The following is a 20,988-nucleotide window of genomic DNA, read 5'->3' as shown; positions in this document are numbered from 1 at the left end:
ATTCCCTTAACTTGGAAGCTTGAATACTTTGTTATTGAAAGCATCAAAGTCTAGAAAACCATCTGGTTTGACGAGCTTAACGTTATTGAAGCTGCCGAATAGAGCTTCCATTGCGTTTATAGTGAGATCATCAAAACAACACAGGTACATAGTGAGAGATTTATTGCCAAGTGAGCGTTTTATTAGGTTGGTGATGTGTTCATCCGCAAATGAAAAACCAAATACAATTAGAGCTGAGTCTTGTTTTTCCAATTCATAACTCATTAGGCGAAGCATTTGGTAATAATGTTCGTCAAAAACAGTTTCGTGAAACTTCCATTTGGTAGGGTTAACAATTGGAAGTTTTTTGTAAGTAGCCCAGAATATATCTTCTATGTCTGAAAAGGTCCCATTAAATGTGATTGTGTCAAAATCATCACGTCTGGCTTCCTTATTATTAAGAATTGCCTCTAGGTCTTCCAACTCACTTTTGACACCATCAAAAAATTTATCTTCGAATTTGCAGTCTTTATCTTCGTAGTTGACTGCTATTCGGTTGTCATTGAGTGTCCAGAATGCTGAACCATGTAAGTGAACTAGGTTGGCTTGTGGGATACTGAAACAGTTTTTGCCAAATATGCTATGTTTGATTTCGGACGTGTCAAAGTGACGAGCTTCAACAAATTTTCTTCGAAAACCTTTAGTGCCGTCATTCAGTACAAACTCTAAATTTGATTCCTCAAGCAAAAGTTCTTCATATGCATCGGCGAAACACGAATCATAGTTTGTGGTGAAAATGTTAGCTTTTTTCTGAGATTTGTTTTTAGAGGCAATTGTCTTGAGCGTTTTAAGTAATATTTGATAGTTTTTGATGACCGATAACTTATTGAGGTCTTCTTCTAAGTCTAGGTCTGCACATAATTTTGTGTATTCAATATCGAATGATATAACGGGTTTAATGCAGTTGACGTAGTAGTACATGAAAAGCAGCGACTTGAGTTGGGGCTTGTTTTCATCTTCGAAGTACTTACCTAGTGTTTCGATGGACTCATTTTCCATTTGGGTCGCAAGAGTAGGGAAAAGCCCAAATGATGCGCCTGAGCCTATCAATAGGTTGACATTGTGTTGCCAAATATCATTAATTTGTATTTCTTCTAGATGTTCCATACTTTTGATCTTCAATGATTTATACGAAACCATTTTAACGTAATTGCTTTGCTTGGTAAGCAATGAGTTGCTGTGCATTTAAATAAATTGTCTTCGTTGTGATGACTTGTACAGCAATGCAGTCTCCTAAGAGCCTGTAAAACTCGTTGTGCACATAAGTGAGCCAGTGACTCTTTCGCTCAACTCAGTCACTAGAACATCTACGCAAACAAAAAGGGGCTACGTGAGCCCCTTTCTTAATTGGATGAAAAGCCGTTAACCTAAGCTTTCTGTTACTACTGGTTTGGTATTGCGTTTGGCGATCCAGTAAGCAACGCCGCCCCAAAGTACCGTCAGAACCCAAAGAGCACTCCAGTATTTCGCTACTTGTTGCCACGTTGCGCCCATTTGGTTGAGTGCTAAAAACCCTTTGATTGCCCAAGTGCTTGGGCTCAAGTCTGCAAACCAAAGCAGTGGGGCAGGGATTGACTCAACTGGCCAAATAAAGCCTGCTAAGAAGATTAATGGCATTGAGCTAACCAGCACGACCAATGTCACCAGCTCGCGTCTTGGTAACAAGTAACCGAGCCACAAACCTAAACCACAACAGCCAAGTAAGAATGGCAACAGCAAGGTCAGTAGCTCACCTGCGTTGGCTATATGATTGACGTTCAAGCGTTCGAAGCTAAAGCCAAAATAGTAAGCGCTAAGCAGGTAGTAAATAGCAACGAAGACCAAGGTTCTGGCGAACAGTAAAGCGCCCGTTGGTACTTGCGACCAATAACCGCGACCATGGCGTTGAGTACCGGTCTGCAAACCAATTGCCATGATCAACGTTTGTTGAAGAATCAACACAAACACCGCTGGCACAACGTATTCGATGTAGCCCATCGTTGGGTTGAAGGTTGGCTTCATGTTCAGCTTAATCGCGGAGTAATCATGGCTGGCCATACTTAGTGGCACACCATCAATCACCATCTTGCTCACTTTTACTTCTGCGCCAAGTGTTCCCCCCGCGGTGGCAAGGCCTTCTACTACAGTGCCGTACACCAAAAAGTAAGAAGCATCCGCGGCATACGCCAAAGTAGGGCTGCTACCAAGCATCAAGTCTTTATAGAAGTGTTCTGGAATAACCAAGAAGCCCGTGATCTCGCGGTTTAAGAACGCTTGTTTTGCATCGGCTATGGTGTGTAGGCGAGTCACCACTTTGACTTGTGGCGTCGCATCTACCATACGTTCAAGCTTCAAGCTGGTTTGGCTACCATCGAGATTCACAATCGCAATAGGCTGTTCTCTCGGCGTTTGTTGCGCGTACGGGAGCGGGTACAAGAACGAATAAAACACCACGCCACCAAAGACGGTCAGTACCACGACAGGGTTGGTCATCACTGAGCGAAGCTCTGTTTTAATCAGTTGCCACAGTGTCATACAGCCTCCTGTTTGCTACCTGTTGAAGACGAGCTATTTAACAAAGCTGTGTTGCGATGTTTTGCCATCAAAGCTGCCGTCATTAAGAGCGGGATAATGTACCCAACCATTGGCCATAGCGAGCCAATAGATTGTGCCGCACTTTCGCCGTAGCTTGCTTGGTCCACTTGAACTTCGATGTAATGCGTAATTGGCAGCAATCCTCTCCATGCATGAGCGAGAGCATTCATGTCTGAAACCGGGAAAGTAATCCCCATAAACGCGAAGCTAGGTGCGGTAAACGCGCCAGCAAAGCTCATCGCGCGTGCAGGATCCATCGATAGGAAGAAGAACAAGGCCCCCATGATGATGCACGCGATGGTCGTTACGAACTGCGCTAACAGCATCACTAAGTAGCTGCCTTCCATCGGCCAATCCAGCAGTACATAAAACCAGATTAAGAACAGTGCGCCTTGTGCCATAAATAACGGTATATATTGGCCGAGGATTTTGCTTAATCGAGTGAAAGGGCGGTCACCTAAGAACGCGAAGCTGTTGTTGCCATTTCCATAAATACGAAAATGCGCTGCGAGGATCAAAATAGTGCTGACCACGACACAGATCTGCCAGATCGCCGGAACAATCGCTGTCACCAAAAACTGAGCGTAGTTGGTGTTACGGTTAAACAAGGCTGTAATCTGAGTCGAAATTGGCACTGCTTGACCAATGGCGGCCAACGTTGTGGTATTGCCTTTTGCTAAGTTACCCATGGCTTCGAGCTGAGCATCAAAATAGCCTTGAGATTGCGCAACCGCAGAGTTAATCAGTTTCGCGACCAAAATGTATTGGCTGTTGAAGAAGACCGATAACTGCGGTTGGCGATGCAAAAGAATGTCTTGGTCAAACTGAGGCGGGATCACGGCGTAAGCGTAGATGTCACCTTCAATCATCGCGTTCTTCGCTTCTGTTGCACTGGTGTAATGGTAATCAACAGAGAGGGTTGAAGAAGCATCAAGAGATTGAATCATCTTGCGCGACAATTGTGAGTGCTGCAAATCAGCCACACCTATCGGGAGATCTCTGGCAATGCCTGCCGAGAAAACGCCCCACATAGTGACGGCTAATAAGATTGGCACCCACGTCAGGCAAGAGAATAGCCATTTATCACGTCGCAGGATTTGTCGTTGTGAGATTTGAATCGTCATAGTGCTAAACCAACGCGATTACAGCTCAACCACAACGCTCATGCCCATTCGAAGCTCAAGCTCTGGTTGGGTAGGGCGAGCTTCGACTTCGAAGGTACGAAGATCAAAACCTTTCGATGCGTCTGTTGCACGCCAAGTTGCAAAATCACCCATTACCGCAACGTGAGTCACTTTAAACTCAAGATCTTTGTCCAGTGCAGGTAGGTAAGCTTTGAATGTGGTGCCTTTGGTGAAGTGTTTGAGCAAATCTTCGCGTACGTTCAGTGTTGCCCAAGAATCTTGAGTATCAATCACCGTCACCACTGGGAAGCCTTGAGGTGCAAGTTCGCCACTTTGCAGTAGAACTTGAGAAACTTCACCATCAAACCAGCTGTAGATTTGTGTGTCTTTTGCGTACGCTTCTACTTCGGCTACTGCGCCTGCTGCCATGCGCGCTTTTTCTGCTGCTGCGACTTTAGTTTCGCTACGCGCACCTTCTTTTGCCATGTTGTACATTTGGAACGCTGCGCTTTCGGTGTATTTCGAAGCTTGCCATTGCGTCATGGCTTCATCGCGTTTTTGCTCTGCGACTACGCCATCTTTATATAGGTTGTTTACACGTTGGTAAGTCTTTTCCATCAAATCCGCTGCCGCTTTCGCTTTCAACCATTGGTCTTTTGCTGCTTGGATTTGTTGCTCACGCGCGCCTTTTTCTGCTTCTAACGCCAAGGCGCCAGCGGCTTTTTCACCCGCCTTGGCTTGTTCTAGTTTTGCTTCGATTTCTGGGCTGTGAAGAGTAAAGATCAATTGACCTTTTTCGACATCATCACCTTTGCGCACCATGACTTCATCAATACGACCTGGGACTTTAGAAGAGATGCTGTATTGCTGCGCTTCAATCAAACCTTGTAAACGAGCTGGTTCCGGTTGATACGCTTGGTAGAACTGATAACCAACCCAAGAAGCGACACCCAAAGCACACAGTGATAGTAGAGCGGGTTTTAGAGATTTTGCTGCCATGACTTATTTTGCCTCTTTGGATGTGGATGCTGGAACGTAAGCAGTGTGTTGGTATTGAGCGAAGCTGTTCATTTCGCTGCTCAGTGCTAATAGTTTGGTTAAAGAAATCAGATAACGGAAACGTGCTGCTGATTGCTGTGTTTCTACACTCGCGACATACAGTTGCGCGTCGACCACATCTAAAGATGAGGATAAGCCTTGAGTGAACGCTTTCTCGCGTAGGCGAAGGTTTTCATCGGCCAATGCAATACTGGAATCCAGACCTTGCACTTCATCAATGGCTTGCTGGGCTTCTAGGTAGGTTTTTTGTACCAGAAGTGACAAGTCTTGTTTCGCTTGCGATTTGAGTGCGTCAACCTGCGTGACCATGCTTTGCGCCGCTTTCACTTTCTCGCTGCGGCCAGTGGATTCGATCAGTGGGATGTTCACGCCCACACCCACTAACCAATCTGGTTTCATTTGGCTGGCAAGGGAGTCGTCTTCATACAGGCTGTAATCACCGTACAGGTAAACTTCTGGGTAGTATTTGCCTTTTTCAGCTTTGATTAAGCTCGATGCTTGTTTGTGTTTGGCATCCAACAAATCTAAGCCTGGATAGGTCAGCAGGGTTTGGTCAACAAACGCGCTCAACGGCGGTAGATTGTTGTTAATAAATAAGGTTTCTGAAGGTTCGACGGCATCGTTCTGCGCTAAGATTTTGCCAAGAGCCGCTTGTGCGATACTCAGGTCACTGGCCGCTTTACGTGTCTCGACCTTGGCTTTGTCTAGTGAAGCTTCAGCTTGAAGGCGCTCAACTCGGGCAATTTGGCCTTGTTCTTCCATCTTAATTGCGAAGTCGCGGTGTTTGGTTAAGCCTTTTTCTACCGCTTGACGCGTTGCCAATACTTCTTTGGCGAGCACGACAGAAAAGTAGTATTTAGAGAGATCTTCAAAGCGCGCTTGCTGCTCCATTGCGAGCTGGCTTTTGGCTTCATCCGTTTTACCTTCCGCTGCGGCTTGTGCTGCGTTGATTCGTCCACCAGTAAAAATTGGCCAGATAGCGCGAATAGAAGAAGAGAAGATGTCGCGCTCAGTAATGGTAGAAGTGACATTAAAAAGAGGAGGCAACGTAATGTGCGCGCCAGTACTGTCTAGCAATTGCTGACCAGAAACCGTCACATCGGTGTCTAAACGTGTGTAGTTCGCACCAATACTGACTTGTGGCAAATTGAGGTTATCGGTCGCGCTTTGTTGGTATTCATAGCTTTCAACGTTGGCACGTTGTGCTTTAAGGGAATAGTTGTTTTCTAACAACAAATTCCATGCATCATCAAATGTGATAGGAGCCGAGTGACAAGCAAGAGAAATCGAGCTGCTGAGAAGGCCCAAAATCCAGAGTTTTCCGGTTTTTTTCATAGTGGCTACTGTGCTTTTAGAGTATTAGCTCTAATATAAAGTATTCATTGGAAAGTGTTAAGTGCTTGAAGAAAAGAAATGTTGGAAAAATGTTGCGCCCAATTAAGAGTGGCTTAGCTGGGCGCAGCGTTTATGACGTTGTTTCTAGTGATTCACTTCATGGAAGGGCAGTGAAATTCTGCTCTCCACTCAAGCTGGCGAGAACCTCGCATCGTATTCAGTAGGTCTTTACCGCTCATTTGTGGGAATGATAACAGCACCTTAAGGTCTGCGGAGCTCGTATCACTCTTTTCATAAGCTCTGACGTGCGTAAACGTTGAATACATATTCTCTGACAGCATGGCCTTATTCAGGCAAATTCCAAATGTATCGCGTTCCATGTTTTGGTGTTCCTTCTAACTATAAAAGCACCTCTGTTTATAGTTATCTCAGTGCAGATGGTGTCTAAGTGTTTGTCCTATGGTCAGTATTTGTATTTTTATCAATGTGTCTTCAAATTTTCTGACGCAAGTGTTGAGCGTTAAATAGACTTCCAATTAGCTGCTTTCTTTGTTCAAAGCTCTCGGTGGCTTCTTGACTAAAAATTATACGACGGAAAGTCTAAAAACGCCTCAAAAACCGCTAAATTTGGTGTGATCGCGTTCAAGGTTTAGATGGCAATTTATGTATGATGTTGAATAAATAACAACATTATTTAGCGGGTGATAGGATGCGTTTTTTATATTTCACTGCAGCTATAAATAAGCCGAAGAGTCGAAGACTTGATGTGGTGAGGAGCATGAACATGAGGCAAGAGAGAGGCTTGCCTCAACTGGAAACAAATCTATCTAGAGAGGTGACTCTGGGTTAGTCATCAGCTCCGCATTTCGCACACTCTTCATAAGTGCGTTCACCTTCGCTGATGATGACGTATTCTTTTACACACTTGTCGCACAATGCAAGCTTCGGGTAGGCGAGCTTTTGTTTTTTGGCGTTCTTATCGCCCTCTGTCACGTAGATCTTTCTCATCGGTCATCTTTTGGAATTTAAGAGTAGGCGAGATTTTACCGCGATTTTTGTTGGATGTTGAGTCAATGCCGCCACTTATTCAAAGCGTTTACGAATTAACCGTATGTTGATCAGTTCAATTCGTCCGTTCACAGAATTGTCATTTATTAAAAGCGTCGTTGTTAAGTCGGTGTTAATTTAGGGGCACTACCACAGTGACGTGGATCAGCAGTAGAGAAAAGGGATGCCAATGAGTTGGAAAACGATCAGCTTTCGTAAGCGCATGCTTATTATTATGACGCTGTCGGGTTTGATCGAGCTGCTCATTCTTGTTGCTGCAGGTTTTACTTACCTCAAATTCGACCAAGAGCAGGAAATGGGCGAGAAAGCCTTGGGTATCGCGCGTTTCTTGTCTACTTCGCACATCGTGTTAGAGATGATTGAGTCGAAAAACGCCGAGCCATACCAAGTGCGTTTTCGTGAAATGACTGAAGCGATTGGCGCGGCATTCATTGTGATTGGCGATAAAGATGGCGTGCGATTGATTCATCCTATCGACGAGCGTATTGGCAAGCCGATGAAAGGCGGTGACAACCAAAGAGCGCTGGTGGAAGGAAAGTCGTATATCTCAACGGCGCAAGGCTCTTTAGGCTATTCCGTTCGTGGTAAAGCGGCGATCGTCGATCAGGATGGCAACATCGTCGGTGTTGTGTCGGTCGGCTACTTACTGGAGCGTTTGCAAGACCGCATTGAACCGTTTCTCGCATTCTTGATCCTAATGGCACTCGCGGTGGTGGCGGCTAATGCCATTGTCTCCAACTACGCTTCTCGTAAATTCCAACGTGCTATCTTGGGATTCGAACCAGAAGAGATTGGCCGCTTATATGGTGAGCTCGACGTGACCATGAGCACGATTAAAGAGGGCGTGCTGAGTATTGATGCTCAAGGCGTGCTGCGCTCTATCAACCGCAGTGCTTGTCAGATTCTAGGCATCGATAGAGACGCCGCGCTTAATAAGCCATTAACGGATACCCTTCGTGACAGTGATTTGTATACGGTGTTGGAAACCGGGCAAGAAGATCACGACATCGAAATATTCCTTAATCATAAGCGCCTTATTGCGAACCGTTCGCCGATCTTTGTGGATGGCAAAATTGTCGGTGCGGTATCGAGTTTTCGTCTGCGCGATGAAATCAATGAGCTGACCGAGCAACTCTCGCAAACCAAAGAATATGCCGATTTACTTCGCTCTCAGACTCATGAGCACAGAAACAAGCTCAATACTATTAGCGGCTTGGTTCAAATGGGTGAGCTAGAGGCGGTGCAGCAGTTGATTGGGCAAGAAACCGCGCATTACCAAGCGATGATTGAGTTCTTGCGGGACACCATTAAAGACCCGCTTATTGCTGGCATGCTTTTGGGCAAAACAGAGCGTGCACGGGAGCTCGGTTTACAGCTGATGGTCGAAGAAGGCAGCCGCTTAGAACCGCTACCGGAATGGCTAAACGCTGAAGATTTGGTAACCATTCTTGGCAACCTTGTCGATAACGCATTTGACGCAACTTTGTCTGCTATTCGCGAGGAATCGACCTTTGCATTCGAGCGACGCGGCATTGATGTGTCCATCAGTGATTATGGCAACGAAGTGATTTTAGAGGTGGTCGACCAAGGGTGTGGGCTACCAGAAAGTATTGAGCCTCAAGAGCTCATGAAAAAGGGCATCTCAACCAAGTCTCGCCAAGGCCGAGGCGTCGGATTACATCTTGTAAGCCAATTGGCGACGCGTTATCACGGTTATGTTGAGATGCTACCAAATACAGAACATGGAACGAGAATTACCGTGTATTTGCCTAAGGAAGAACAAGTATGAATACGGCAACGCGAGTCATGATCATTGAGGATGACATTGCCATTGCAGAGCTTCACCATAAGTACCTAAGCCAGCTTTCTGGTCTAGAAGTGGTGGGCATTGCCACAACGCGTATGGAAGCGGAAATGCAGCTTGAAGTGCTTAAGCCGGATTTGCTGTTAATGGACGTGTATTTACCTGATGGAACGGGATTAGAAATCCTCAATACGCTACGCACGAATAATCAAACCTGTGATGTGATTTTGATTACTGCCGCTCGAGATGTGGATACGCTCCAGCAAGCGATGCGGGGCGGTGTGGTCGATTATTTGCTCAAACCGGTGATGTTCCCTCGGTTAGAAGCAGCATTGCAGAAATACATTTCTCAGCGCCAACAATTGGATGTGGCAGAAAGCTTGGATCAGAATCTGGTGGATAAGATGCTGCAATCGAGTGTTTCAGCAGAAAATACTCCGCAGCGATTACCCAAAGGCATTGATGGTGTGACACTGGATAAGATACGCGCTTTGTTTGGTGGGGAAGTGATGTTTACCGCAGATGAAGCGGGTGAAAAGATTGGTGCTAGCCGCACGACCGCGAGACGCTATCTGGAATACCTGATTAGTTCAGGTGAACTGGAAGCCGACTTAAACTATGGAACAGTAGGGCGACCTGAGCGCTGCTATAAAAAAGTGACGCGTTAATATGTGTTGTTTATAAAAACAGCGAATATTTATTGTGTAAATAGGTGATTAGGCGGTGGCGATTATTCAGCCACCGTTTTGTTTTCTAGCACATGCTGCTCATTCTTTATCTTCAAACCGATAGAAAACTCGGTTCAGCCTTCTCAAGTCTCACTCTCAGCAATAAAGCGATTGAACGGTAAACTCCACGTAACGCACACTACTTATGTAATGGATTGCAAATTTGAGCAATTATCCTCCAATTTAGAGTTTTTGCTTAAATTTTATAACTTTCAGGCTAATGATGATTACTTTTTAATATTCAGTACCTTACTGTTCTTTGTGTAAATTATTTAAACGTTTGCACCAGCAAGTGTTGATGTAAATCAAATAGTCGTAGACAATACGCCCCCGTGTCGGAAATCTCCTCCAGAGAGTGCAATGTTGTACTCTAGAGACATAAGCGTCCTAAATGCGCTGTAATTGGTGAAATCCTGACTATGGTTAAGGTGCTCAGTTGTTGCAGAGATTTAGGTCTATAGGCTTTACCTATCAACGTAATAGGTAAGACCAATTTTCTATTTTGGGGTGCCATTGATAGGGTTGGCTCAATCCTTTAGCCGTATCCGGGCACACAATAAGTACCTCGTTTTTAAGGGAAAGATGATGGTAATACCAGAAAACAGCAGCATCGTTATTTTTGGTGCTTCAGGTGATCTTACATATCGTAAGTTGATTCCTGCTCTATACCACCTCTATGCGAACAAACAGCTTCCAGAGAATTTTGCCATTCTTGGCGTTAGTCGTACTGAATACAGCGACGATTCTTACCGAGAAAAGCTGAAGAAATCGCTTCAGGAAATGGAGAAAACCGAGCCAGAAACGCTTAATGCATTTATCAACCACCTGCATTACCAAGCAATCAATACTTCTGACACACAAGATTACAGCAAGTTGGCGACTCGTTTAGACCAACTGGCAGACGAATACCAATTCGAACAACGTAATACGCTTTTCTATCTTGCGACGCCACCAAGCCTATACAGCGTGATCCCTGCAAGCCTTGCAGCACACGGTCTGAACAATGAGGAAGATGGCTGGAAACGCCTGATCATCGAGAAACCATTCGGTTATGACCTTGAATCAGCACGCACGTTGGACAAAGAAATCCACGAGCACTTCCAAGAGCATCAGATCTACCGTATCGACCATTACCTAGGTAAAGAAACGGTTCAGAACCTACTTGTCCTACGTTTCTCTAACGCGATGTTTGAACCACTGTGGAACCGTAATTTCATTGATTACGTGGAAATCACAGGCGCAGAATTCTTAGGCGTGGAAGAGCGTGGTGGTTACTACGACGGATCTGGTGCAGTACGCGATATGTTCCAAAACCACCTGCTACAAGTGCTAGCAATGGTTGGTATGGAGCCACCTGCACAGATCAATGCTGACGCGATGCGTGATGAAGTCGTTAAAGTGCTTCAGTGTCTTAAACCACTGGATGAGAACGCACTGCGTAACGACCTTGTATTGGGTCAGTACACAGCATCGGATGTTCGTGGTCAGCACCTTCCGGGTTACCGTGAAGAGAACGGGGTAGCAGACGATTCTCGTACCGAGACTTACATCGGCCTGAAAGCTTACATCAACAACTGGCGTTGGAATGGCGTGCCTTTCTACGTACGTACAGGTAAGCGTCTACCGACTCGCGTGACAGAAGTGGTTATCCACTTTAAACAGACACCACACCCAGTGTTTGGTCAAAACGCACCAGAGAATAAGCTGATTATTCGTATTCAGCCAGACGAAGGCATCCAAATGAGCTTTGGTCTGAAAGAGCCGGGCGCAGGCTTTAAAGCAAAGGAAGTGAAAATGAACTTCCACTACGCTGACCTGCAAGAAACCCAAATGCTAACTGCTTATGAGCGTCTACTTCTTGATGCCCTAAACGGTGACGCAACGCTATTTGCTCGTAGCGATGCGGTTGAAGCGTGTTGGAAATACGTGCAACCGATTCTAGATTTCAAGCAAGACCCACAAGCGCTATTCGGATACGCGTGTGGTACATGGGGACCAAAAGAAGCGGACGACTTGCTACAGCGAGCTAACCGCGCATGGCGTTTCCCTTGTAAAAACCTAACAGATACGGACTACTGCGAACTATGATCAACCACAAGATCTACCAAACAGCAGAGCAGGTAGTAGAAAGCCTTGCTAACGACATGAAAGCGTTTAGCGAAATGGGCCGACCTGTTCACATCTCTCTTTCTGGCGGCAGCACACCAAAAATGCTGTTTAAGCTACTAGCATCAGAAGCTTACGCGACGTCAATTCAGTGGCAAAACCTACACTTCTGGTGGGGTGATGAACGCTGTGTTGCGCCTGATGATGCAGAAAGTAACTATGGCGAAGCGAATGCTCTACTATTTACACAGGTGAATATTCCTGCTGAGAACATCCACCGCATCCGTGGTGAAGAAGAGCCAAAAGCAGAAGCACAGCGCTTTGCGAAAGAGATGGCAGAAGTGATTCCAACTGAAAATGGCACTCCTGTGTTTGATTGGATCTTGCTTGGTGTTGGCGCAGATGGTCATACCGCATCACTGTTCCCAGGTCAGACAAACTACGATGATGAGAACCTATCAGTATTGGCTTCTCATCCTGAGTCTGGTCAAATTCGTGTATCGAAAACGGCACGCGTACTAGAAGCAGCGAAGCGCATCAGTTACTTGGTACTTGGCGCTGGTAAAGCAGACATTATCGAAGAGATTAACAGCTCACCAGCACGCGTACTTCCATATCCGGCAGCGAAGATCCAAGCGAAAGCGGGTCTGACGGAATGGTATTTAGATTTAGACGCAGCGGCAAAAATCGTTTAATACGGCCGCTGGTCGAATAAAAGACAATTGGAGAGAAACAATGAAAGGTGATATCGGTGTAATCGGCCTTGCTGTAATGGGTCAAAACCTTATCCTTAACATGAACGACCACGGCTTTAAAGTTGTGGCTCACAACCGTACTGCTGCAAAAGTAGACGAGTTCCTGGAAGGTCCAGCGAAAGGCACAAACATCATCGGTGCATACTCTCTAGAAGAACTAGTAGAGAAGCTAGAAACGCCACGTAAAGTGATGCTTATGGTTCGTGCAGGTGACGTTGTTGACACGTTCATCGACAACCTAATCCCGCTTCTAGACGAAGGCGACATCATCATTGACGGTGGTAACACTAACTACCCAGACACAAACCGTCGCGTAGCACACTGCCGTGAGAAAGGCATTCACTTCATTGGTACTGGTGTCTCTGGTGGTGAAGAAGGTGCACGTTTTGGTCCTTCAATCATGCCTGGCGGCGCGGCTGAAGCTTGGGAAGCGGTTAAGCCTATCTTCCAAGGTATCTCTGCAAAAACTGACGCTGGCGAGCCATGTTGTGACTGGGTTGGTAACGACGGTGCTGGTCACTTCGTTAAGATGGTGCACAACGGCATCGAATACGGTGACATGCAGCTTATCACTGAAGCTTACCAGTTCATGAAAGACGGTCTTGGTATGTCTGCAGACGAGATGCAAGCAGTATTCGCTGATTGGAACAAGACTGAGCTAGACAGCTACCTTGTTGAAATCACGGCTGACATCCTTGGCTACAAAGATGAAGACGGCGAGCCTCTAGTTGAGAAGATCCTAGACACAGCAGGCCAAAAAGGTACTGGTAAATGGACTGGTATCAACGCACTAGACCTAGGTATTCCACTAACGCTTATCTCTGAATCTGTATTCTCTCGTTGTCTATCTGCACTGAAAGACCAACGTGTTGAAGCTGAGTCTCTATTCGGTAAGACAATCACTCCAGTTGAAGGCGACAAGCAAGAGTGGGTTGATGCACTACGTCAAGCGCTACTAGCATCTAAGATCATCTCTTACGCTCAAGGCTTCATGCTAATGCGCGAAGCGTCTAACGAAAACGGCTGGGACCTAAACTACGGTAACGTAGCACTAATGTGGCGTGGTGGTTGTATTATCCGTTCTGCGTTCCTAGGCAACATCCGTGATGCGTACGAAGCGAACCCAGATATCGCATTCCTAGGTTCTGACGAGTACTTCAAAAACATCCTACAAGGCAGCCTAGCAGCATGGCGTAAAGTAGCAGCGAAATCTCTAGAGTCTGGCATCCCAATGCCATGTACGATTTCTGCGCTATCTTTCCTAGACGGTTACACAACAGCTCGTCTACCAGCGAACCTGCTTCAAGCTCAACGTGACTACTTCGGTGCTCACACTTACGAGCGTACTGACCGTCCACGTGGTGAATTCTTCCACACAAACTGGACTGGTACAGGCGGCGACACAGCGTCTACAACTTACGACGTTTAATCCGCAGTCAGTAAACTGATCAAAGCAAAAGGATGCCCAAGTGGCATCCTTTTTTATTACCTGCAATTCATGAGAGAGATACTACTAAAACTAACAGTTTCACAATGATTTGAAGTCAAACGCAGTTCTCACAAATGTAGAAGAACCTTTCAGCACTCTCCTTAAAATACTTCTCAACATCAGGTTTGGGAGTAAGCATGTGGCAAGCGATAGATTTCAGTGTTTGAGCGAGAGAAATAAGGTACAGCGAGATAGCTGTCTGAAAAAGATAAGAGAAAATGAAATAGATATTTATGTGCTAGAAAGTAGAGCATTTGTTGATTTATGGGTTTTCGAAAAGAAATTTAAAGGTCTAACGGATCAACAGATAAGAGATCTAGCAACAGCGATGGGCATAGCCGAGTTTATCAGCTCACGAGGTAGCTTGATGCACGACATTGCTGCATTCTATGTACTTGCAGAAGATCTACATAAAGGTGGTGCTATTAACGGTAAGTATGAAATTACAAAGAAGGGGGCGAAAAGTTACATCACTTTTAAAGGAAATCACAGGCTTAGAAGCATAGTTAAAGGCACGCGTTATCTTTTAAATAATGCCAAAATTTTGGCTTTAGGCATTGGGCAAGCGGGTTTGAGATCGAGTGCTAAAGGCGGAGTATTTTTGACGGTTATATACTCAGTTCCCTATCGAACTTTGGAACTAGCCTTTAAAAAAGACTTTTTGTTCAGTAATTGGATTGCTAGCGTTAGTTCTGATGTTTTAAAAGCTTCAATTTCTGCTTTAGCGGGGTACATAGCTGGAACTGCTCTCATGAGTATTACAGGAGTTGTGCTAATACCGATAGGAATTGGTATTGCTGTAGCTTTCGTTACTGGAGAGCTACTAAACTCTTTGGAAGGAAAATTTGAGTTGAAAGAGAAGGCAATCTTAGCTCTTGACGCGTACTTCGAAAAGAATGCCAAACTAGCAGTTGATGGTATAGATGAAGATATTGTAAGTCGGAAATCGATAAGCCAGTTCCAACGCTCTACCACCAAGGCGATTTTCTTATGATAGAACAGAAGCACCCAGTGTATTTGGCTTTGGTTTTGGGAATGTTTATTTTATTGGGCGTGTTCTCATTTTATCGTTTATATGAGTATGTAACGTTGGAATCTCTGCAGCATCAAATAGGCCGCAACTTTTCAGTCATATATGTAAATACATCCCATATGGTTAGCGTTAGTGGTTTGATCTTAATGCCTACTTTAACGTTATTTATGGCCTCTCGTGTTATTTTTAAATCCTCGGCTATATCTGTTAAATGGATAGGCTGCGCAACTGCAATTGCTTTACTCGTTGCCATTCCAGGAAGACTTATTGAGTTTGGGCGATTACAACACATCGCAGAGATTAACGGCTACTCGGCATGCCCACCCTTTACGCTTGCATCAAGCGGAATGTTTGTTGAGGCTATGGTGAAAGAACAAAGATATTGCGGTGAACCAGAAATTAATCGCCTCGGAATGTATGGCTACTATCACGAGTTAGAGAGAATCGATAGGTACATCAAGGAGAATATGAGCACCAATTCGGATGGGTGATAGAAAGAAACTCAAAGAGCGCTTAAGCGCTCTTTTCTTTTGTATTGCGTTTGTGGTGGGGACCGAATTTGTCATTCAAGTAGAGTAGTCCGCTGACGAAGAGCGCCACAACAGATACTGTAAAGAGGGCATACATACTTAATACCCAAGCGAATGTGGCTGTCAGAAAGGCAATGAAGGAAAACATTCTGCTGAATGACATCACATGACCTAATTTTTTACTTTTCATAACGCCTCCCAGAGCTTAGTGGGTAGAGTCAGAGTGTTTTCACTCCGCATTTATATTGTCTCTATTTTGCTCGAAATATACCCAAAAAGTAGGCTAAAGATTTCTCAAAAAAGATTAAATATTGACCTGGTAGACAGTTTTTAATAGAGATTTATTGTGAGTTTCATTGCATAAAAAGGTGTGTCGGCAATTTTGATTGTAGCGAGCATCAGAATTGATTCCTAACTTTAAGTAGAGTGAATGTATCGCAACTGATAACGCAGGAAATTCTTCTGCTCTAGATTCACTCCCGTCAATTTACGCATTCGTTCGTAATAAGCGCTCACATCGAGCGAACCCATGGAGACTCGCACCGTTTCAAGGTTTTCAATGTCACTGAGTTCAAGTTCGGTTTGTTGGTGAAGAGGGTGTTGAGCGTTCACATACGCAAAGATGGGAACGGAAGCCACCTTACGTTCTACCATTCTCTCGTTGAGCTCATTAGGAAAACCACCAATCCCAATCGCGACAGCGCCGCGTTTAGGGTTTTCTATGCTTTCAATCGACCAATCAATAAAGGCGATCTTAGGCTTTTGTTCATCTGTGGTAAGGGCGGTAACCAAGGGAATCGTTAACATGCCAGAAAGAGGGTTGATGATGCTGAAGACGTACTCATTAGAGTGTTGGTTCGCATTAAAGGTTTTTGCCAACTGTGGTAATTGCTCAAGTTGCTCTAACGGCTCGCTTATCGCTTCACATAACTGTTGGCAAAGCAGGGTTGGGGTATAAATGCCTTTCTCTGCATTGAACAGTTCGTTATCAAATCGCTGGCGGCATTCAGCCAGTTGCCGGGTGAACGTGGCCTTGCTGATGTCGAGTGTATGGCACACTTTTGCCTGTGACTTTTGCTGACTGAGCAGATAAAGAAAGCGATACAGATTTAAATCAATGGTATTTTTCACGAAGTTAGTACCTCAAAACATTGAGCTTTAAGTATCAACGTGTCTCATCCTCTGTTCCAACATAATCGCCAACAAATTTCTCTTTTGTGACATGGGGTTAGCTCAAAGTAAGAGTTTTACCAATACCGATATCAAATCTAAGATTGCGTAAAAAGGTGATAAAGAGTGCTAGGTAAGCCTCTGAACTCCTCCTATAATTAGGTTGCATATGGAGGATGTTTGATGGTCGAACATCCTCTATTTTTTGAAACCTACAACAAGGAACCGGCATAAGTCGTTTTTGCTGGTGTTGTTTACATTTACCAAGAAGGTGACTTAACACTATAAATTGAGGTTCTTACGATGACTCTTAACAAGTACTTTGTTTTCATTCCGGCAGATTTGGATCAGGAAACGCACAAGGAACAGAAAGTGAATTCAGAAACGGAAACTCAACGTCAGGCATTAGTAAAACAGGCGCAGCAAGAAGGCGGACTGTAAGGCTAGGTTTCAAAATGAGAAGAGCACCCAAAGAGGTGCTCTTTTTTCTCTCCCACATTTCATCATTTCAGCATGCCAAGGCTCTTGAGCTTGCGATAAATGGTATTGCGGCTCAGACCCAACATGCGTGAGGTTTTACTGATGTTGCCTTGGTTTGCTTGGTAGGTTTTTACCAACTTATCTTCCACAGTCGTACGCATGTCTCTGGTTTCTGACGTATCCACTTGTTCGATAACGTTTGTTTGGCTCAGTTTCTTTGCAAGATGGCTCGGTACGTGGCTAAGCTCGAGTTGCGTTTCTCCTTGCGCCATCAAGGCTGACACTTTTATCAAGCTGTCGAGCTCACGCAGATTCCCCGGCCAACCGTAGCCCAACATTAATGACAGCAGGTGAGGGCAAATGCTTTGTTCAGACTCGGCGTGACGACGGTGAATGTTCTCAATCAGTGCTTGTCTGTCGCTACGTTCTTGGAAACGAGGCAGCTCAACGATTAATCCATTCAAACGGTAATAAAGATCCTGACGAAACTCACCTAGCTCAACCAATAGCTCCAAGTCTTTGTGTGTTGCGGCGATGATTTGTGTATCCACTTGGATGGTTTGGTTTGAGCCGACAGGCAACACGGTTTTGTCTTGGAGCACATGCAGCAGTCGGCTTTGCGCTTCTAATGGTAAGTCGGCGATTTCATCTAAGAACAAGATGCCTTTGTGTGCTTGACGGATCTTACCTTGGTAGCCTTTGTTGCTTGCTCCGGTGAAGGCACCTGCGACATAACCAAACAGTTCGGATTCGACCAAGTCTTTTGGTAGCGCGCCGCAGTTCACGGAAACCAAGGGACCGTTTTTTCTCTGACTGTTTTTGTGCAGAGCTTTAACGAACTCATTTTTGCCTACGCCTGTTTCGCCAAGGATCAACAAGCTAATGTCTTTGTCGATTACGCGATTGGCTTGTTGCCAGCAGTGCTCGACGGTTGTGTCACCGTAATGCAGGTCATTCGAGGCAGAAATGGCTCGAGATGATGTTTTTCGCTCCGATAGTGGCTGAGTTTTGAAGACTAAAGATTGGTTACTGGCAGAATCGTCGAGTATGGAGGCGAGTTGCTGTCCAACAACGTTGGTTTGATCCAGCAGTTGTGAGGCAACTTGGTTATGAGCCAGAATCTGACCCTCTTCATTGGCGATGATGATGCCTTGCCAACCGCTATTCAGTAAACCTTGCTCACAAGCTAAATCAACTCGAATGTGCCCTTGAGGGATTTGGTTGAGTAGTTGGTTCTCCACTTGTTGAACCATGTTTTGCACTAAGACCTGCGTTGAAAAGTCATGCTTCTTTTGTTCGCTAGTGATGTCGAGAACCCCAATCAAGTTACCCAAATGATCAAAGATAGGGCTTGCCGAACAACTGATGAAACGGTGATGTTGTATGAAGTGTTGGTCTCCAATCACAGAGACCGGCTTTGCTTCCACTAATGCAGTACCAATGGCATTCGTACCTTTGAGCTTTTCTTGCCAGCATGCACCAGAACTGAGTGCAATCTCGGTCAACTTTTCGCGGAATTTAGGTTGTCCCCAGCTACCGATGATCACGCCTTCCGCATCGGTCAATATTAGGCGACTGTCGCTGTGCGCAAACAACTGGTTAAACAAGGGAAGAGCGAATTGTTTTACCGCATCGATCAAGAAATTGAGCTGGTGGCGTCTGTCTTCAAGAAACGCGGAAGTTACACGAATATCGTCTGGCCGACGTCGCTGTTTTAAACCGGCTTGCTCACTTCTGTCCCATGAGGTGGAAAGCCAATTGCTGTTGGTAATGTGTTGAAGTTCCATGACTGTACCATTTTGTCACAGTGAGGGTGTGCCATTTTGGAACACTTGAACACTGGTGTTCACACCATACATCCGCTCAAACGTCACTCACTTGGTTTGTTATCGCTTGGTAATCATAGTTTTACATTTGATTAACAACAAGACGCGCATTGTTGGCATGTGACTTGAGTAATGAAGTGAACAACACAACTGAGTTGAACACTCGGTTGTTTAAAACAAAAAACTGAATGAGAACAAAAGGAAGAGTTATGATTTATGCACAGCCAGGTAGTGAAAATGCCATCGTTAATTTCAAATCGCATTACGACAACTACATCGGTGGTGAATGGGTAAAACCAACGGGTGGTGAATACTTTGACAATACATCGCCAATCAATGGCCAAGCGTATTGTAAGGTGGCTCGTTCTGGAGAAGCAGACATCAATCTTGCACTGGATGCTGCACATGGCGTAAGAGCGCAATGGGCGAAAACCAGTGTGACTGAACGTTCGAACATCCTACTCAAGATTGCCGATCGCATTGAGCAACATCTTGAAGAATTGGCTGTGGCAGAAACATGGGAAAACGGCAAACCCGTTCGTGAAACGTTAGCCGCAGACTTGCCTTTGGTCGTCGACCACTTCCGCTATTTCGCAGGTTGTATCCGTGCTCAAGAAGGCAGTGCGGCTGAGTTAGATGTGCATACCGCAAGTTATCACTTCCCTGAGCCGATTGGGGTAGTTGGGCAGATCATCCCTTGGAATTTCCCAATGTTGATGGCGGCTTGGAAGTTGGCTCCAGCTTTGGCCGCGGGCTGTTGTGTAGTACTTAAACCTGCCGAACAAACGCCGACTTCGATACTCGTTCTCATGGAGAAAATCGGTGATCTTCTGCCTGCTGGCGTGGTGAATGTAGTCAATGGCTTTGGCTCAGAAGCAGGGCAAGCACTGGCGACCAGTAACCGAATCGCTAAGTTGGCATTTACGGGTTCAACGGAAGTCGGTAACCATATTCTGAAATGTGCGGCAGAGAACCTTATTCCATCGACGGTTGAACTTGGTGGTAAGTCTCCAAATATCTACTTCCCAGATGTGTTTGATCACGAAGACGAATACTTAGATAAGTGTATTGAAGGTACTTTACTTGCGTTCTTCAACCAAGGAGAAGTGTGTACCTGTCCATCACGTGTGTTAGTGCATGAGTCTGTGTACGACAAGTTTATCGCTAAAGTTGCAGAGCGCGCGCAGACAATCAAGCAGGGCAACCCACTCGATACCGATACTCAGGTTGGCGCTCAAGCCTCACAAGAGCAGTTCGACAAGATCCTGAGTTACCTAGAAATCGGACGTCAAGAAGGCGCGAAAGTCGTGTTTGGTGGCGATGTAGCGAAACAAGAAAACGACTTGGAGCAAGGCTACTATATCCAACCGACTTTGTTACAAGGTCACAACAAGATGCGCGTATTCCAAGAAGAGATCTTTGGCCCGGTCATCGCAGTGACCACCTTCAAAGATGAAGCGGAAGCACTAGCGATTGCCAATGACACAGAATATGGCTTGGGTGCGGGTGTGTGGACGCGAGACCAAAACCTTGCTTATCGCATGGGGCGAAACATCGAAGCAGGTCGTATTTGGATTAACTGCTATCACGCATATCCTGCACACGCTGCGTTTGGTGGATACAAGAAATCAGGTATCGGCCGTGAAACCCATAAGATGATGCTTGATCACTACCAAAACACGAAAAACCTACTCATTAGCTATGACGTCAATCCGTTAGGCTTCTTCTAAATCTATTGCCTTTCAAGGCAACAAGAAAAGCAGTGATGAACAAAGCCTCGAACTCTTCGAGGCTTTACTTTTTGTGGTGGGGCAGAGGAGCATTCATATTTTCTTACTGATCAATGCCTTCTAGCCTCGGGTTCTTCT

The 20,988-nt window shown here is 45.3% G+C and carries 19 protein-coding genes; 9 read left to right on the top strand and 10 right to left on the bottom strand.

The annotated features are described in order from the left end of the window. Window positions 1-6: 6 nt before the first annotated feature. The 7 genes from KIO97_RS12160 to KIO97_RS12130 form a co-directional block, all read right to left on the bottom strand. Entirely contained in the window at window positions 7-1,146 is a 1,140-nt protein-coding gene (locus KIO97_RS12160; protein ID WP_285382706.1) for an SIR2 family protein, read from the bottom strand. A gap of 255 nt (window positions 1,147-1,401) precedes the next feature. Then, window positions 1,402-2,553: an ABC transporter permease gene (locus tag KIO97_RS12155; protein ID WP_285382704.1), complete on the bottom strand. Its 1,152-nt coding sequence runs from the start codon at window positions 2,551-2,553 to the stop codon at window positions 1,402-1,404. Continuing rightward, entirely contained in the window at window positions 2,550-3,737 is a 1,188-nt protein-coding gene (locus KIO97_RS12150) for an ABC transporter permease (protein WP_285382702.1), read from the bottom strand. Before KIO97_RS12150 ends, KIO97_RS12155 begins: the two co-directional genes overlap by 4 nt. Window positions 3,738-3,755: 18 nt before the next feature. After that, the gene (locus KIO97_RS12145) at window positions 3,756-4,736 is read right to left on the bottom strand and encodes an HlyD family secretion protein (protein ID WP_285382700.1); all 981 of its coding nucleotides are present in this window, start codon (window positions 4,734-4,736) and stop codon (window positions 3,756-3,758) included. 3 nt (window positions 4,737-4,739) lie between these two features. Beyond that, entirely contained in the window at window positions 4,740-6,131 is a 1,392-nt protein-coding gene (locus KIO97_RS12140; protein WP_005433753.1) for a TolC family protein, read from the bottom strand. Window positions 6,132-6,283: 152 nt separating this feature from the next. Continuing rightward, a complete protein-coding gene (locus KIO97_RS12135) occupies window positions 6,284-6,511 on the bottom strand; it encodes a hypothetical protein (RefSeq protein WP_012128083.1) in 228 nt (75 codons plus the stop codon). A gap of 466 nt (window positions 6,512-6,977) precedes the next feature. Then, window positions 6,978-7,139, bottom strand: a complete 162-nt coding sequence (locus KIO97_RS12130) for a hypothetical protein (RefSeq protein WP_047479682.1) — start codon at window positions 7,137-7,139, stop codon at window positions 6,978-6,980. Window positions 7,140-7,368: 229 nt separating this feature from the next. Between KIO97_RS12130 and KIO97_RS12125 the strand changes: the two genes are divergently transcribed. The 7 genes from KIO97_RS12125 to KIO97_RS12095 all read left to right on the top strand — a co-directional run bounded on the left by KIO97_RS12125 (window position 7,369) and on the right by KIO97_RS12095 (window position 15,605). Next, window positions 7,369-8,988 carry a sensor histidine kinase gene (locus KIO97_RS12125; protein ID WP_285382697.1) on the top strand — a complete coding sequence of 540 codons (1,620 nt, stop codon included), beginning with the start codon at window positions 7,369-7,371 and terminating at the stop codon, window positions 8,986-8,988. Beyond that, on the top strand, window positions 8,985-9,671 hold the full coding sequence (locus KIO97_RS12120) for a response regulator (protein WP_005426599.1): 687 nt from the start codon (window positions 8,985-8,987) through the stop codon (window positions 9,669-9,671). The genes KIO97_RS12125 and KIO97_RS12120 overlap by 4 nt, the downstream gene beginning before the upstream one ends. A 645-nt stretch (window positions 9,672-10,316) precedes the next feature. After that, window positions 10,317-11,819 carry a glucose-6-phosphate dehydrogenase gene (zwf, locus tag KIO97_RS12115; protein ID WP_005426592.1) on the top strand — a complete coding sequence of 501 codons (1,503 nt, stop codon included), beginning with the start codon at window positions 10,317-10,319 and terminating at the stop codon, window positions 11,817-11,819. Beyond that, window positions 11,816-12,532, top strand: coding sequence for a 6-phosphogluconolactonase (gene pgl / locus KIO97_RS12110; protein WP_285382696.1), 717 nt, complete (start codon window positions 11,816-11,818; stop codon window positions 12,530-12,532). The genes zwf and pgl overlap by 4 nt, the downstream gene beginning before the upstream one ends. 40 nt (window positions 12,533-12,572) lie before the next feature. Further along, window positions 12,573-14,021, top strand: coding sequence for a decarboxylating NADP(+)-dependent phosphogluconate dehydrogenase (gene gnd / locus KIO97_RS12105; RefSeq protein ID WP_005531010.1), 1,449 nt, complete (start codon window positions 12,573-12,575; stop codon window positions 14,019-14,021). A 199-nt stretch (window positions 14,022-14,220) separates the two neighbouring features. Then, complete coding sequence (locus tag KIO97_RS12100) at window positions 14,221-15,075, top strand: hypothetical protein (protein WP_285382694.1); 855 nt, start codon at window positions 14,221-14,223, stop codon at window positions 15,073-15,075. Then, window positions 15,072-15,605, top strand: a complete 534-nt coding sequence (locus KIO97_RS12095) for a hypothetical protein (protein ID WP_285382692.1) — start codon at window positions 15,072-15,074, stop codon at window positions 15,603-15,605. The genes KIO97_RS12100 and KIO97_RS12095 overlap by 4 nt, the downstream gene beginning before the upstream one ends. Before the next feature lie 22 nt (window positions 15,606-15,627). On the opposite strand, the gene KIO97_RS12090 is transcribed toward KIO97_RS12095, so the two are convergent. Together KIO97_RS12090 and KIO97_RS12085 are read right to left on the bottom strand one after the other, a co-directional pair. Then, window positions 15,628-15,834: a hypothetical protein gene (locus tag KIO97_RS12090; RefSeq protein WP_282249142.1), complete on the bottom strand. Its 207-nt coding sequence runs from the start codon at window positions 15,832-15,834 to the stop codon at window positions 15,628-15,630. 227 nt (window positions 15,835-16,061) lie between these two features. Continuing rightward, window positions 16,062-16,775, bottom strand: a complete 714-nt coding sequence (locus tag KIO97_RS12085; RefSeq protein ID WP_285382689.1) for a LysR family transcriptional regulator — start codon at window positions 16,773-16,775, stop codon at window positions 16,062-16,064. 342 nt (window positions 16,776-17,117) lie between these two features. Here KIO97_RS12085 and KIO97_RS12080 point away from each other — a divergent pair, with 342 nt between their 5' ends. Continuing rightward, the gene (locus KIO97_RS12080; RefSeq protein ID WP_005426540.1) at window positions 17,118-17,255 is read left to right on the top strand and encodes a hypothetical protein; all 138 of its coding nucleotides are present in this window, start codon (window positions 17,118-17,120) and stop codon (window positions 17,253-17,255) included. A 62-nt stretch (window positions 17,256-17,317) separates the two neighbouring features. Here the strand turns inward: KIO97_RS12080 and KIO97_RS12075 are convergent, their stop codons facing one another. After that, window positions 17,318-19,081 (bottom strand): sigma-54-dependent Fis family transcriptional regulator, encoded by a 1,764-nt coding sequence (locus KIO97_RS12075; RefSeq protein WP_285382687.1) that lies wholly within the window; start codon window positions 19,079-19,081, stop codon window positions 17,318-17,320. 248 nt (window positions 19,082-19,329) lie between these two features. On the opposite strand from KIO97_RS12075, the gene KIO97_RS12070 reads away from it, so the two are divergent. Next, a complete protein-coding gene (locus KIO97_RS12070; protein WP_182053177.1) occupies window positions 19,330-20,850 on the top strand; it encodes an aldehyde dehydrogenase family protein in 1,521 nt (506 codons plus the stop codon). Window positions 20,851-20,988 lie beyond the last annotated feature (138 nt).

Source organism: Vibrio sp. B181a (assembly GCF_030248375.1).
Lineage (GTDB): Bacteria > Pseudomonadota > Gammaproteobacteria > Enterobacterales > Vibrionaceae > Vibrio > Vibrio campbellii.
The sequence above is the reverse complement of the archived record's forward strand: the minus strand, read 5'-3'. Positions and strand labels throughout refer to the sequence as shown.

Excerpts from the sequence above, each read along its gene's own strand:
- KIO97_RS12075 (WP_285382687.1), bottom strand. The coding sequence starts at position 19,081 with ATGGAACTTCAACACATTACCAACAGCAATTGGCTTTCCACCTCATGG.
- zwf (WP_005426592.1), top strand. The coding sequence starts at position 10,317 with ATGGTAATACCAGAAAACAGCAGCATCGTTATTTTTGGTGCTTCAGGT.
- KIO97_RS12160 (WP_285382706.1), bottom strand. The coding sequence starts at position 1,146 with ATGGAACATCTAGAAGAAATACAAATTAATGATATTTGGCAACACAAT.
- KIO97_RS12125 (WP_285382697.1), top strand. The coding sequence starts at position 7,369 with ATGAGTTGGAAAACGATCAGCTTTCGTAAGCGCATGCTTATTATTATG.
- KIO97_RS12135 (WP_012128083.1), bottom strand. The coding sequence starts at position 6,511 with ATGGAACGCGATACATTTGGAATTTGCCTGAATAAGGCCATGCTGTCA.
- KIO97_RS12140 (WP_005433753.1), bottom strand. The coding sequence starts at position 6,131 with ATGAAAAAAACCGGAAAACTCTGGATTTTGGGCCTTCTCAGCAGCTCG.
- KIO97_RS12095 (WP_285382692.1), top strand. The coding sequence starts at position 15,072 with ATGATAGAACAGAAGCACCCAGTGTATTTGGCTTTGGTTTTGGGAATG.
- pgl (WP_285382696.1), top strand. The coding sequence starts at position 11,816 with ATGATCAACCACAAGATCTACCAAACAGCAGAGCAGGTAGTAGAAAGC.
- KIO97_RS12155 (WP_285382704.1), bottom strand. The coding sequence starts at position 2,553 with ATGACACTGTGGCAACTGATTAAAACAGAGCTTCGCTCAGTGATGACC.
- gnd (WP_005531010.1), top strand. The coding sequence starts at position 12,573 with ATGAAAGGTGATATCGGTGTAATCGGCCTTGCTGTAATGGGTCAAAAC.
- KIO97_RS12145 (WP_285382700.1), bottom strand. The coding sequence starts at position 4,736 with ATGGCAGCAAAATCTCTAAAACCCGCTCTACTATCACTGTGTGCTTTG.
- KIO97_RS12080 (WP_005426540.1), top strand. The coding sequence starts at position 17,118 with ATGACTCTTAACAAGTACTTTGTTTTCATTCCGGCAGATTTGGATCAG.
- KIO97_RS12070 (WP_182053177.1), top strand. The coding sequence starts at position 19,330 with ATGATTTATGCACAGCCAGGTAGTGAAAATGCCATCGTTAATTTCAAA.
- KIO97_RS12090 (WP_282249142.1), bottom strand. The coding sequence starts at position 15,834 with ATGAAAAGTAAAAAATTAGGTCATGTGATGTCATTCAGCAGAATGTTT.
- KIO97_RS12150 (WP_285382702.1), bottom strand. The coding sequence starts at position 3,737 with ATGACGATTCAAATCTCACAACGACAAATCCTGCGACGTGATAAATGG.
- KIO97_RS12120 (WP_005426599.1), top strand. The coding sequence starts at position 8,985 with ATGAATACGGCAACGCGAGTCATGATCATTGAGGATGACATTGCCATT.
- KIO97_RS12130 (WP_047479682.1), bottom strand. The coding sequence starts at position 7,139 with ATGAGAAAGATCTACGTGACAGAGGGCGATAAGAACGCCAAAAAACAA.